Raw genomic sequence first — 13,569 nt, 5'->3', positions numbered from 1 at the left:
GATTCCTTATACAAAAATGCCCACTTAGTCGTGGGCGTTTTTATTTGTTGCTTCATACATCATGACTGACGACGGCTAATCAACAGCTTACAAGCACAAATCAGTAAACTGAGCTCGAGTTAGTTGAGCTAAATCTTTAGGGGCAAGTTCAATTTCCAACCCTCGCTTGCCTGCACTTACGCAGATCGTTTCAAAATCCGTCGCACTGGAATGAACAAAAGTCGGCAGCGCTTTCTTCTGACCAAGCGGACTGATCCCCCCTACGACATAACCTGTGGTTTTCTGAGCAATGTCTGGGTTAGCCATCTCTGCTTTTTTACCTTTTGCCGCTTTAGCTGCAAGTTTCAAATTCAATTTCTGGTCGACAGGAATCACCGCAACAGCCAAGTCTTTAGCCACACCATTTAGGCAGAATAGCAGCGTTTTGAATACACGTTTAGGATCCTGACCAAGCGCCTCAACGACTTCTAATCCATAGTTGGTATTGTTAGCATCGTGGTGATACTGATGCACCGTATGAGCGATTTTCTTTTTCTTGGCAAGATTGATTGCAGGGGTCATAACAAATCCAAACGATAGATAAACAAAAGCGACGCCGGAGCGTCGCTTTAGTTAAATTTATCATGGCGCTAGAGTCAATCGAATTTAGCGCTTAATGATTCAATTTTTCGAATTCAATTACTTGTAAACAATTTGACCTGAAGGTGCGTACTTGTTCACGTCAACTGGGCTATTCGCTTCTAGGTACTCTTTCAATACTTCAGCGTCAACAAAACCTGTATTTACGTAACCAGGGTGATCAGACAGTTTAGGGTAGCCGTCACCACCAGCAGCGTTAAAGCTTGGTACTGTGAAGCGGTATGTTTCGTCTAAACGAAGTTGCTTGCCGCCGATGAATACGTTAGATACTTCACCGTTCGCTACCGTCATTGAGATACCAGCGAATTGTGCGTAAGCACCTGAATCGATAGGTTTAGTTGCCACTACATTTAGGTAATCTAGAACTTCTTTACCCGTCATGTCTGTGTAAGTCAGGATGTTTGCAAAAGGTTGTACTGTTAGTACATCTTTGTATGTTACTTCACCCGCTTCAATTGAATCACGAACACCACCAGAGTTCATCACAGCGAAGTCTGCTTTTGCACGCTCCATGTGAGAAGTTGCAATCAGACGACCAAGGTTTGTTTGTTGGAAGCGAACCACGTTACGGTCACCTTCAAGCTTGCCATTTGTTTCAGCAATCTTAACTTCAAGCTGTGCTTGGCCTTGCTCTTGGAAAGGACGTAGGAATTCAAGTAGCTCAGGATCTTGTGCGATCTCGTCTTGGATAAGTACACGTTGCTTCTTACCGTCGATCTTAACCTTTTTCTTCAGGTTAACTGGGATTAGGTCATAGCTCACCATCTCTAACTCGCCATTACGGAATTCGTAATCAGCACGGCCTACATATTTACCCCATTCGTGAGCTTGAACGATGTAAGTACCGTTTTGAAGGTCAGGTTTACACTCATCACCCGGCTTGAAGTTTTTCTTCGCAACGTTAGGGCCTTCCATACATACAGGCTCTTGAGAGTGACCACCAACGATCATGTCTAGGTCACCTTCGTCTAGGTAACGCGCTAGTGCAACATCACCTGGTGCGTTAACGCCACGCTGACCATTTTCGTAGTGACCCATGTGAGTCACAGCAAAGATAAGATCTGGTTTTTCTGTTTCTTTAAGTTCAGCGATCAGTTTCTTCGCTTCTTCTTTAGGGTCACGGAAATCGATACCTGCGATAAACTCTGGGTTACCAATCTTTTGGGTATCTTCAGTCGTCAAACCAATAACCGCGATTTTAATACCTTGCTTTTCAAACATCTCATAAGCTTGGAACTTACGTTCGCCAGTCGCTTTATCGTAGATGTTTGCAGATAGCATTGGGAAGTTAGCCCAATCGATTTGTTTTTGTAGAACCTCTAGTGAGTTATCAAACTCATGGTTACCTAATGCCATTGCATCATAACCAATCTTGTTCATGCCTTTGAAATCAGGTTCTGCATCCTGAAGATCTGACTCTGGTACACCCGTGTTGATGTCACCACCAGATAGAAGCAACACGCTACCGCCTTCTGCTTCAACTTCTGCACGAAGTTGATCAACCAGCGTTTTACGCGCAGACATGCCGTACTCGCCGTATTTGTTCTGCCAGAAACGACCATGGTTGTCGTTAGTGTGAAGAATCGTTAGCTTGTAAGTTTCGTCTTGGTTCCAATCATGAGCAGATTGAGACGCACAACCAGCTAAAGTCGCTAGAATTGCAGCACTTAGTGCTGTCTTTAGAATAAGGCGTTGCTTCATTGTCATACCTTTGAACTTTTTAGGGGAATCCACTGCTTCTCCCACTCCCATAGAGCCAATGCTTACTTAATAAACATGGTTAGAGAATGGTAAAACTTGAAGTAGTTTAAATTAAGACGGTAAACCTAACAGAGTGATTTCATATTTATGTAGGATAGATCACCTTAATCCCCTATCGAGTGTGTAACAAAGCGACAAAGTTACATTTGAGCAAATAAGTGATCACAGGCAAACGTTTTCATCATTTTTTAGATTATTTGTGATTTACTCAATCCCGCTTCCCCATAGAGTGACATTCGTTAAATTTATTCGATTTATCAGAGCCTTAATGGGTATGTTATAACATCACAAGCCAAGCTTAAGGAGCTCAAGCTAGTAGCCATTCACTTAGCAATAGGTACAAAAAAGCCGGCACTTGCGCCGGCTCTTAATTCTATACAGTTCGATTATTTAATATCGATGTGGTCAAAGCCTTTGATAAGGTCATCAAGTGCTTTCATCTGCTTCAAGAACGGCTCTAGCTTATCCAGAGGCAGTGCCGATGGACCATCACAACGTGCTTGGTCTGGGTTCGGGTGAGCTTCAATGAATAGACCAGCAATACCGGTCGCTAAGCCAGCTTTAGCAAGTTCAACCGTTTGCTCACGACGACCACCAGATGCTGCACCTGAAGGGTCACGCATTTGCAGAGAGTGCGTCACGTCAAAGATGATCGGGCTACCGTTTGAAGAATTCTTCATTACGCCAAAACCAAGCATATCTACAACTAGGTTGTCATAGCCCATGCAAGAGCCACGCTCACAAAGGATAATCTTGTCGTTGCCACATTCAGCGAATTTATCCACGATGTTACCAACTTGGTTTGGGCTCATGAACTGAGGCTTCTTCACGTTGATAACTGCACCAGTCTTAGCCATCGCTTCAACAAGGTCAGTTTGACGAGCTAGGAATGCTGGAAGTTGAATAACATCAACTACATCAGCAACTGGCTGAGCTTGTGCTTCGGTGTGAACATCAGTGATGATCTTTACGCCAAATGTGTCTTTCAATTCTTGGAAGATTTTTAGACCTTCTTCCATACCAGGGCCACGGTATGAGTGAACTGAGCTGCGGTTTGCCTTATCGAAAGAGGCCTTAAATACATAAGGAATACCCAGCTTTTCAGTTACTTTCACGTAGTGCTCACAGATCTGCATTGCTAGATCGCGAGATTCAAGAACGTTCATGCCTGCAAATAGCGTAAATGGCTTGTCGTTAGCAATTGGCATGTCGCCAATATGAACTGTTTTCTGTTCCATCATATTCTCTCTAAATAATTATTAATTAGTGAACAACCACGGTCTTTTCATTCATGACGTTCACTTGAGATTTCAGTAACTCAGATGCAGGGTCATCTGGGCATTGGTCGATAAAATATTGGTAATCCGTCGCCGCCACTTGGTGACAATCCAACTGCTGATAGATAAAGCCACGGTCGCGGATTTCATACGGGTCGTCCGGTACAAACGTTAATGCAAGGTCTGTACATTTCAATGCAAGCGTATAGCGCTCTTCTCTCAGTAGTGCACTCTTTAGTAGCGCTAGCCACTTACCAATGATTGTTGGATGATCAGCCACTTCTAAATGCTCTGATTTAAGCTTAGCCAATGGTCCATCATGACCGATCAACCACGCTCGCAGTGTCTGTTCACCAACGTATTCACCATTGTAGGGGTTGATATACACTGCTGCTTGGCCGTACCAAGTCACTTTAAGCAGAAACTGAGTCGGGAAAGAGACACCCTCTACAGGAAAGCCTAGCTTGCGACCTAGAAAAAGAAAGATAGCGCCAAGACTGACTGGAATACCTTTCTTACGCTCTAGCACTTTATCGATGAAAGCATTCTCTGAAGAGAAGTAGGCATCTTTATCGCCAGCAAAGCCCCATTCATAGAAGAATAGTCGAATAAAGGACTCAAACTTCTGTTGCTCGTCGGTTTCATGAACCAAAGCAAACTCAGCTTCTTTAAACAATCTCGCCAATTCTTGCTCAGCCCAACTATCTTGAGTCTCTGGGTTAATCGCTTTATTTAAGATCAATGCACCCTCAGCTAATTCTAGCTGGTCAAAGTCTTCGTCAAAAAATTCGTACATAGGTAGTTAACCGAAATAAGGAGATCATTAACCGAAAAATGTTGGTGTCTTCGTCATCGCAATTTTGCCAGCCATCGCTAACCAGCCAAGCGCACCGAAGAACGAGAATACTCTCAATAACTTGTTTTTACCCAACTTAAGCGCAAAGAAACCGAGTGCGATATAAGCCATCACACAAGTTAGCTTTTCTGTTAGCCATGGCGCAGCTGGAGTAAATGGAATAAAGCCAGTGATAAAAATCAAACCAATACCCGATAGCAATAGCAACGAGTCGTTGATATGAGGGAAACGCTGCAAGAAAGGGTGCTTAAGCTTTGGTGAGTTCGCCATCATAAGAACGAAACGAATTGAAAGAAGTGACACGCTTATCGCAATCGTTAGTAGGTGAAAATGTTTTAAACCTTCGTACATGGTATTCCTTTATATTTTTATATGTGCTTTCGTTAACACGAGCGACACAGTACCCGTTAGTGCTCTGTATTTCTGCGTTAAATGCATTACCGAGTCAAATGTAATTTCGCGTTAAAGGTATCAATTTCGTAAGTTCGCCCTCTAGGGTTACATGAGTGGCTAGCAACGACTAAGCCCCCAAGCAAACAACAACGAACTATGAGCAATAACGACCTAATGTAACTCGGTCATTACCGCCGTAATCTTTCTCTGTAACCACATCGAGATAACCTAGTGCTTGCATTATCTCGCGTACAGCCAAGCCTTGATCGTAACCGTGTTCAAACGCCAACCAGCCTTCATTTTCCAAAAAGCCACGTGCGTTTTCAGAAATGTAGCGAATATCAGCAAGCCCTTTCTCTTCAGCAACAAGCGCAGTAATCGGCTCAAAACGCACATCGCCCTGAGATAGATGAGGATCATCTTTCTCTATGTAAGGTGGGTTAGAGACAATCAGAGAGAACTTAACCTCATCGCCATCAGAAGCCAGACCGCTAAGCGGATCAAACCAACTGCCATGCAAGAACGTGGCATTGGTGATGTTTAAGCGTTTCGCATTCTCTGTTGCAAGCGCTTGAGCTTCAGGACGAAGATCAATGCCCGTCACTGGTCGATTTGGCATCTCAGACGCCAACGCCAATGCGATAGCACCAGTACCTGTCCCTAAATCGAGAATCGCGCCTTGTTTGCCATAAGTTTTATCCAACGCGACTTCGACCAAACGCTCGGTATCCGGACGAGGAATTAGAGTAGATGGCGAAACTTTTAGCGGCAGCGACCAAAACTCACGCTCACCAACAATGTAAGCCACTGGCTCACCGGTTAAGCGACGTTTTAAAAGGGCTTGAAATTCAGACTCTTGCTCTGAGGTGAGATGCTTCTCAGGCCAAGTAAGTAGGTAAGATCTTGGTTTATCTAAGGCGTGACAAAGCAGTACCGCAGCATCAATTGAGGGTGACGTGTTGTCACCCTCTTGAAGCGCTACGATTGCTGCTTTTAATGCACTTTCAACCGTATAGGCAGATTGCATAAGGTTTAGTTGTTCTCAGCTAGCGCAGCAAGTTGGTCTGCTTGGTGCTCTTGTAAAACTGGATCAATCAGACTTTGCATGTCACCTTCTAACACTTCGTTCAGACGGTAAAGTGTTAGGTTGATGCGGTGATCAGAAACACGACCTTGCGGGTAGTTGTAAGTACGGATACGGTCACTACGGTCACCCGAGCCTAGCAGGTTACGACGCGTGTCTGATACTTCAGCCGCACGGCGCTCTTCTTCAGCTTGTACAATACGTGCAGCAAGAACAGCCATCGCCTTCGCTTTGTTTTTGTGTTGAGAACGCTCGTCCTGACACTCTACTACTGTACCTGTTGGCAAGTGAGTAATACGGATAGCTGAATCCGTGGTGTTAACGTGCTGACCACCCGCGCCAGAAGCACGGAAGGTATCGATTTTCAGGTCTGCAGACTTAATTTCTGGAAGATCCGCTTCTGGGATTTCAGGCATAACAGCAACAGTACATGCAGAAGTATGAACACGGCCTTGAGATTCAGTCTCTGGTACACGTTGAACACGGTGACCGCCTGATTCAAACTTCATTACGCCGTAAACACCTTCACCGCTTACTTTAGCGATCATCTCTTTGTAGCCGCCTTGCTCAGAGTCATTGCTGCTCATTACTTCAACGCGCCAGCCTTTCTTCTCTGCAAACTTAGAGTACATACGGAACAGGTTACCCGCGAAGATACCCGCTTCATCGCCACCCGCACCAGCACGGATCTCTAGGAAACAGTTACGCTCATCGTTTGGATCTTTAGGTAGAAGAAGAATCTGAAGCTCATCAGTTAGACGCTCAATCGCTTCTTTCGCTTCTTTAATTTCTTCCTGCGCCATTTCGCGCATCTCTTCGTCGTCTTCCTGCGCCATATCTTCGGCAGCTTCTAGATCGTCTTGAGCTTGCTGGTAAGCTTGGAAGCACTTAGTCACTTCTTCTAACTGAGAGTACTCTTTAGATAGTGCACGGAATTTGTTTTGATCACCGATCACATCTGGATCGCCAAGCAGGTGTTGAACTTCTTCGTAGCGTTCAACAAGTGTTTCAAGCTTTACTAGAATCGAGGCTTTCATAATGTCTTATCTTGTTGGAGGTCTAATATTATTGAGGGTCTTCTAGGCCCAAACTCTGTCTAATGACCGTTAATTTCGCAGGTTCTCCTTGCTCAGCAGCACTTTGTAGTGCGCGGGTTGGAGCATGGATCAATTTGTTTGTGAGCTTATTGCTAAGCTCCAGTAAAACTTTCTCAGGGTCACCGCCAGCGGCAAGTGATTGTAAACTTTTACTCAATAATTCTTCGCGGATTTCATTCGCTGACTTTCGGTACTCACGAATACTGTCGACCGCTTGTAGTGAGCGCATCCAACTCATGAACGCGGCACTTTCTTCACTGACGATCGCTTCAGCTTGGATTGCTTCCACTTTACGTTGCTCGATGTTGCCATCAACAATCGACTGCAAATCATCAACCGAATACAAGTAAGCATCGTTCAGTTCGCCAACCTGTGATTCCACATCACGAGGCACTGCAATATCAACCAATAACATAGGTTGATGCTTTCTTGTTTTCAGAGCGGTCTCAACCATACCCTTACCAATAATTGGCAGCGGGCTTGCGGTTGAACTGATCACGATATCTGCTCTGTGCAGGTGATCTGGAATTTCATTTAAGCTGATCACTTCAGCACCAAACTCTTCGGCTAACCCTAAAGCACGCTCACGAGTTCGGTTAGCCACAATCATTTTAGTACAGCCATTTGCTGAAAGGTGCTTAGCCACAAGTTCAATCGTTTCACCAGCACCAACCAACAACACGGTTGAATCAGCAATCGACTCAAAAATATGCTTGGCTAAAGTACAAGCTGCGTAAGCCACAGACACCGCACTTCCGCCGATTTCTGTTTCCGTTCGAACGCGCTTCGCCACAGAAAATGATTTCTGGAACAGCTTTTCCATTGAAGCATCGACAGACTTACTACCACGAGAGTCTGTATAAGCTTGCTTAACCTGACCTAAGATTTGCGGCTCACCCAAAACCAAAGAGTCCAAACCACAAGCAACGCGCATTAAATGTTTAATAGCAGCCTGTTCTTCATGGATATAAAGACTTGGCTTTAGCTCTTCAGGGCTCACTTGGTGGAAAACCGACAACCAATCGATAAGCTTGTTTTTCGCTCCGCTTTTAACGTCACAATACACTTCAGTTCGGTTACAGGTAGAAAGTATGACACTTCCATTTACGTGTGCATTTGCGTTAAGTTGCTTGAGTGCCTCAGACAGTTTATCTGGACCAAAAGCGACTTTTTCTCGCAATTCAACCGACGCTGTATTGTGATTGATACCTACGGCAAGCAAAGACATGTATCAGAAGTTCTCGATCAGGGAATGGAAACAAGGGGCGAATTTTACTTGATGCATGGCTCTATTTAAAGAGCAAGCGGGATTTGTTTTCCTGACTTCGTGAATTCAATGCTATAGTTGAAGCGTTTTTTAGATGAATTTGAACAAGTTGTGAGCAAATATGGGCAAGCTTCGTAAAATCGCGTCTCTTATTTTTATTACCATAATCATGGTGGGTTGCTCGTCTATCCCGGAACAACCGACGAGTGTTGAATGGCAAACACACCAAAGCCGCCTATTACAGATAGAAAACTATCAAGCTTCAGGTAAGCTTGCCTACATCTCTCCCGAGCAGCGCCAAAGCCTCAATTTCGTTTGGAAGCACTCTCCAAATCAAAGTCAATTAAGACTCACCACTTTCCTTGGTCAAACCGCATTAAACCTGACCATTGATCCATCTGGCGCCAAAGTCGTCACTTATGATGACCAAGTATTTACCCACGCGAGCGCCTCTATTTTGGTTGAGCAGCTTACAGGCTTGAAGATCCCTGTTGATCATCTGCCACAATGGTTCCTTGGCATTCCAGACCAAGCGGATAGCTATCAGCTAAATACAACGAACACCCTTGAGTCACTAACCAAGCAAGTCAGCAACCAACTATGGACTCTGAGTTTTGCTAACTATCGCAATACAGAGATGCCGAGTACACTGCAATCTGGTGAAGACAAAGTAAATGTGGAGACGATTCCGCTCCCTACTCGACTCTCTTTCAAGCAAGACCAAAACAAAATCAACATCGTAGTTTCAAAGTGGACACTGAAAAAATGATTACAACACCAACACACTGGCCTTCTCCAGCAAAGCTGAATCTATTTCTTTATATCACTGGCCGACGTGATAATGGTTACCACGAGCTTCAAACACTCTTTCAGTTCGTTGACTTTGGTGATGAACTGACGGTTACCGCAAACTCAGAAACGAGCTCGATAACCATCACGCCAGAAATACCTGGTGTAGCGCTTGAAGACAACCTAATTTGGAAAGCCGCTACTGCACTTCAACAGTACACCTCGACCTCTTTCGGTGCCGATATTGAGTTAAAGAAAGTGCTACCAATGGGTGGTGGTATTGGCGGAGGCTCTTCAAATGCTGCAACTGTGTTAGTGGCGCTTAATTACTTGTGGCAACTGAATCTTTCTGATGATCAACTTGCAGAGATCGGTCTGAACCTTGGCGCTGATGTACCAGTGTTTGTGCGAGGCCATGCCGCGTTTGCTGAAGGCGTTGGTGAGCAGTTGCTACCTGCTAATCCAGATGAAAAATGGTATCTCGTGGTTAAGCCTCAAGTGAGCATAGCAACTGTAGACATATTCACACATCCAGAATTAACCAGAAATACGCCAAAGCGAGCGCTATCAACGCTTCTAGAGCAAGAATACGTAAACGATTGCGAAAAAATTGTTCGAATGCTGTACCCAGAGGTTGATAAGCAACTTTCATGGCTGCTACAATACGCGCCGTCGAGATTGACTGGCACAGGTTCGTGCGTTTTTGCTGAATTTAGCAGCAAAAAAGAAGCCGAATTGGTGCTAGAAAAACTGCCTGACACCGTTTCCGCATTTGTAGCGAAAGGACGAAACACTTCTCCTTTAAAAGAAACGTTGGCTGAATACCACTCAGCCCACCCACAATCTATTTAAAACTGGACGCAACCCGAGGTTTCCACCGTGCCTGATATGAAGCTATTTGCTGGTAACGCAACACCTGAACTAGCCCAACGTATTGCTGATCGTCTATACATCTCTCTTGGCGATGCTACTGTAGACCGTTTTTCTGATGGCGAAGTCGCTGTTCAAATCAATGAAAACGTTCGTGGTAGCGATGTATTCCTGATTCAATCAACTTGTGCACCAACCAATGACAACCTAATGGAATTGGTGGTAATGATTGACGCAATGCGCCGTGCTTCTGCTGGCCGTATTACTGCTGTAATCCCTTACTTCGGTTATGCCCGTCAAGATCGTCGTGTACGTTCTGCACGTGTGCCAATTACTGCAAAAGTTGTTGCAGATTTCCTTTCTAACGTTGGCGTAGACCGCGTTCTTACTATCGACCTACACGCAGAGCAAATCCAAGGCTTCTTCGATGTACCAGTTGATAACATCTTCGGTACTCCAGTTCTTCTAGAAGACATGGCTAACCGTGGTCTAGAAAACCCAGTTGTGGTTTCTCCAGACCTTGGTGGTGTTGTACGTGCTCGTGCAACGGCTAAAGCGCTAGGTGACGTTGATATCGCTATCGTTGATAAGCGTCGTCCACGTGCTAACGTTTCTGAAGTAATGAACCTAATCGGTGATGTTGAAGGCCGCGACTGTGTTATCGTTGATGACATGATCGATACAGGTGGCACACTATGTAAAGCAGCTGAAGCGCTTAAAGAGCGCGGTGCTAAGCGTGTATTCGCTTACGCAACTCACGCTGTTTTCTCGGGTACTGCTGCAAACAACATCAAGAACTCTGTTCTAGACCAAGTTATCGTAACGGATTCTATCTCTCTATCTCCAGAGATGGCTGCGACAGGTAAAGTAACAACACTTAGCCTTTCTCGCATGCTTGCTGAAGCGATTCGTCGTATCAGCAACGAAGAATCAATCTCAGCGATGTTCAACTAATCAAGGCTATTTAGCTTTGTTTTAGAAACTCGTTAGAGAAAGACATTAAGCACTTCATTTGATGAAGTGCTTTTTTTATATCTGGTGACTGTTGTTTATCACAGCTCGGAATAATCATGGTGCCATCAGCTAGCTCGCACCTTTTTCATAAACTGTGATATCATACGGCGCTTTTTGAAATCCCAAGAGAGATCCATACCTTGAGCCAACAAATAAAACTTCTCGTTGGACTGGCTAATCCAGGTCCAGAATACGCCAAAACTCGCCACAATGCGGGTGCTTGGGTAGTTGAAGAATTAGCACGTGTACACAACGTAACACTGAAGAACGAACCAAAGTTCTTTGGCCTAACGGGTCGTATCATGGTTCATGGTGAAGATCTTCGTTTGCTGATCCCAACGACTTTTATGAACTTGTCAGGCAAAGCAGTTGCAGCTTTGGCAAAGTTCTACCAAATTAAACCAGAAGAGATCATGGTTGCTCATGATGAGTTAGACCTTCCTCCTGGTATTGGAAAGTTCAAAAAAGGTGGTGGTCATGGTGGACACAACGGTCTAAAAGACATCATCAGCAAACAGGGTAACAATAAAGAATTCTATCGTCTGAGATTAGGCATCGGCCATCCCGGACACAAAGATAAAGTTGCAGGTTATGTATTAGGCAAAGCTCCGCAAAAAGAGCAAGAGTGTATCGAGGCCGTCGTTGACGAATCGGTTCGCAGCCTAGACATCTTATTAAAAGATGGCCTACCAAAAGCACAAAATCGCTTACATACGTTCAAAGCAGAATAAGGTTTATATCATGGGTTTTAAATGTGGCATCGTTGGTCTACCAAACGTTGGTAAGTCAACTCTGTTTAACGCACTGACTAAAGCAGGCATCGAAGCAGCAAACTTTCCATTTTGTACGATCGAACCAAACACAGGTATCGTTCCGGTTCCAGATCTACGCTTAGATGCATTAGCAAAAATTGTTAATCCACAAAAGATCCTTCCAACAACGATGGAATTCGTTGATATCGCTGGCCTAGTTGCTGGTGCATCTAAAGGTGAAGGTCTTGGTAACAAATTCCTAGCGAACATCCGTGAAACTGACGCGATCGGTCACGTTGTACGCTGCTTTGAAAACGAAAACATCGTTCACGTTTCTGGTAAAGTATCTCCAATCGAAGATATCGAAGTGATCAACCTTGAACTTGCACTGGCTGACTTAGACAGCTGTGAGCGTGCAATTCAACGTAACGCTAAGAAAGCAAAAGGCGGCGACAAAGACGCTAAATTCGAAATCACTGTACTAGAAAAGCTACTACCAGTTCTTACTGAAGGTGGTATGGCGCGTACTGTTGAACTAGCGAAAGAAGAAGCGGCAGCAATCGGCTACCTAAACTTCCTAACACTTAAGCCAACAATGTACATCGCAAACGTTGCTGAAGATGGTTTTGAAAACAACCCTTACCTAGACGCTGTTCGTGAATACGCTGAAAAAGAGAACAACGTTGTTGTTGCAGTATGTGCTGCTATCGAATCTGAGCTTTCTGAGCTTGACGACGAAGATCGTGAAGAGTTCCTAGCGGACATGGGTATCGAAGAACCAGGTCTAAACCGAGTGATCCGCTCTGGTTACGAACTACTTACTCTTCAAACTTACTTCACTGCGGGTGTTAAAGAAGTTCGCGCTTGGACAATTCCTGTAGGCGCAACAGCTCCACAAGCGGCTGGTAAGATCCACACGGACTTCGAAAAAGGCTTCATCCGAGCTGAAGTTGTTGGTTTTGATCACTTCATCGAATTTAACGGTGAGAGCGGCGCAAAAGACGCAGGTAAATGGCGTCTAGAAGGCAAAGAATACATCGTAAAAGATGGTGACGTTGTTCACTTCCGCTTCAACGTATAATTGCTGATTAAATATCGGATAAAAGGCCAGTGAATTTCACTGGCCTTTTTGTTTTTACTCTTTAGCAAGAGTTCGACATCAGAAAGTTAACTTCCTATATATATCGCCCTTTTGACCTATTTTTTGCCGACAAATACGCCTCTTTGACTAAAAAGAAACCGAACAGATGTTTATTCGTGATTTATTCAAAAAAAAAGTTGACGGGTTTCACTCAACTACGCATAATGCGCCCCGTTCACAGCGAAGCGGCAACGTTTCAAAATGAGCAACAATTTGGAAATGGCTACTTAGCTCAGTTGGTTAGAGCACATCACTCATAATGATGGGGTCGCAGGTTCAAATCCCGCAGTAGCCACCATTTCCTAAGCACTCTATTCGTTATTAAACACTTGTTTTTAACTATAAAGAGTTTTTAGGAAATAAAGCGGACGTGGCGGAATTGGTAGACGCACCAGATTTAGGTTCTGGCGCCGCAAGGTGTGAGAGTTCAAGTCTCTCCGTCCGCACCATATTGAGATGTCTTAAATGATATCATTGTTGGGCTATCGCCAAGCGGTAAGGCACCGGCTTTTGATGCCGGCATTCCCTGGTTCGAATCCAGGTAGCCCAGCCACAATTTAAAGTGTAATTATCTTTAAAAAGATAATGGCATTGAAAGCAAGATTATATTATATTGTCTCGCTCTCAGA

Annotated in this window: 13 protein-coding genes and 3 tRNA genes; 8 read left to right on the top strand and 8 right to left on the bottom strand. The window is 44.4% G+C overall.

What is annotated here, in order from left to right:
• Positions 1 to 87 precede the first annotated feature (87 nt).
• The 8 genes from ybaK to hemA form a co-directional block, all read right to left on the bottom strand.
• On the bottom strand, positions 88 to 561 hold the full coding sequence (gene ybaK / locus OH460_RS22385) for a Cys-tRNA(Pro) deacylase (protein WP_269999559.1): 474 nt from the start codon (positions 559 to 561) through the stop codon (positions 88 to 90).
• 117 nt (positions 562 to 678) lie between these two features.
• Positions 679 to 2,340 (bottom strand): bifunctional UDP-sugar hydrolase/5'-nucleotidase UshA, encoded by a 1,662-nt coding sequence (gene ushA / locus OH460_RS22380; RefSeq protein WP_116870167.1) that lies wholly within the window; start codon positions 2,338 to 2,340, stop codon positions 679 to 681.
• A gap of 446 nt (positions 2,341 to 2,786) precedes the next feature.
• Positions 2,787 to 3,638: a 3-deoxy-8-phosphooctulonate synthase gene (gene kdsA, locus OH460_RS22375; protein ID WP_116870166.1), complete on the bottom strand. Its 852-nt coding sequence runs from the start codon at positions 3,636 to 3,638 to the stop codon at positions 2,787 to 2,789.
• A gap of 25 nt (positions 3,639 to 3,663) precedes the next feature.
• Positions 3,664 to 4,473 (bottom strand): SirB1 family protein, encoded by an 810-nt coding sequence (locus OH460_RS22370; protein WP_061034146.1) that lies wholly within the window; start codon positions 4,471 to 4,473, stop codon positions 3,664 to 3,666.
• Between the two features lie 27 nt (positions 4,474 to 4,500).
• Complete coding sequence (locus OH460_RS22365) at positions 4,501 to 4,884, bottom strand: SirB2 family protein (protein ID WP_004739804.1); 384 nt, start codon at positions 4,882 to 4,884, stop codon at positions 4,501 to 4,503.
• Positions 4,885 to 5,080: 196 nt separating this feature from the next.
• On the bottom strand, positions 5,081 to 5,953 hold the full coding sequence (gene prmC, locus OH460_RS22360; RefSeq protein WP_116870165.1) for a peptide chain release factor N(5)-glutamine methyltransferase: 873 nt from the start codon (positions 5,951 to 5,953) through the stop codon (positions 5,081 to 5,083).
• A 5-nt stretch (positions 5,954 to 5,958) separates the two neighbouring features.
• The gene (prfA, locus tag OH460_RS22355) at positions 5,959 to 7,047 is read right to left on the bottom strand and encodes a peptide chain release factor 1 (protein WP_116870164.1); all 1,089 of its coding nucleotides are present in this window, start codon (positions 7,045 to 7,047) and stop codon (positions 5,959 to 5,961) included.
• A gap of 28 nt (positions 7,048 to 7,075) precedes the next feature.
• Positions 7,076 to 8,335: a glutamyl-tRNA reductase gene (hemA, locus tag OH460_RS22350; RefSeq protein WP_008224514.1), complete on the bottom strand. Its 1,260-nt coding sequence runs from the start codon at positions 8,333 to 8,335 to the stop codon at positions 7,076 to 7,078.
• Positions 8,336 to 8,495: 160 nt separating this feature from the next.
• On the opposite strand from hemA, the gene lolB reads away from it, so the two are divergent.
• The 8 genes from lolB (at position 8,496) to OH460_RS22310 (ending at position 13,493) form a co-directional block, all read left to right on the top strand.
• Positions 8,496 to 9,143 carry a lipoprotein insertase outer membrane protein LolB gene (gene lolB / locus OH460_RS22345; RefSeq protein WP_061034148.1) on the top strand — a complete coding sequence of 216 codons (648 nt, stop codon included), beginning with the start codon at positions 8,496 to 8,498 and terminating at the stop codon, positions 9,141 to 9,143.
• Positions 9,140 to 10,015: a 4-(cytidine 5'-diphospho)-2-C-methyl-D-erythritol kinase gene (gene ispE, locus OH460_RS22340; protein WP_102424663.1), complete on the top strand. Its 876-nt coding sequence runs from the start codon at positions 9,140 to 9,142 to the stop codon at positions 10,013 to 10,015. The genes lolB and ispE overlap by 4 nt, the downstream gene beginning before the upstream one ends.
• Positions 10,016 to 10,042: 27 nt before the next feature.
• A complete protein-coding gene (locus OH460_RS22335) occupies positions 10,043 to 10,987 on the top strand; it encodes a ribose-phosphate pyrophosphokinase (RefSeq protein ID WP_004739814.1) in 945 nt (314 codons plus the stop codon).
• A 200-nt stretch (positions 10,988 to 11,187) separates the two neighbouring features.
• Positions 11,188 to 11,778, top strand: coding sequence for an aminoacyl-tRNA hydrolase (pth, locus tag OH460_RS22330; protein ID WP_004739815.1), 591 nt, complete (start codon positions 11,188 to 11,190; stop codon positions 11,776 to 11,778).
• A 10-nt stretch (positions 11,779 to 11,788) separates the two neighbouring features.
• Positions 11,789 to 12,880, top strand: a complete 1,092-nt coding sequence (gene ychF / locus OH460_RS22325; protein WP_061034150.1) for a redox-regulated ATPase YchF — start codon at positions 11,789 to 11,791, stop codon at positions 12,878 to 12,880.
• Positions 12,881 to 13,161: 281 nt separating this feature from the next.
• Positions 13,162 to 13,238, top strand: a tRNA-Met gene (locus OH460_RS22320).
• Positions 13,239 to 13,304: 66 nt separating this feature from the next.
• A tRNA-Leu gene (locus tag OH460_RS22315) sits at positions 13,305 to 13,389 on the top strand.
• 29 nt (positions 13,390 to 13,418) lie between these two features.
• A tRNA-Gln gene (locus OH460_RS22310) sits at positions 13,419 to 13,493 on the top strand.
• Positions 13,494 to 13,569: the final 76 nt, after the last annotated feature.

Origin of the sequence: Vibrio sp. Makdt, assembly GCF_027587015.1 — a bacterium.
Taxonomy (GTDB): domain Bacteria; phylum Pseudomonadota; class Gammaproteobacteria; order Enterobacterales; family Vibrionaceae; genus Vibrio; species Vibrio chagasii_B.
This window is presented reverse-complemented; position numbering and strand designations above follow the sequence as displayed.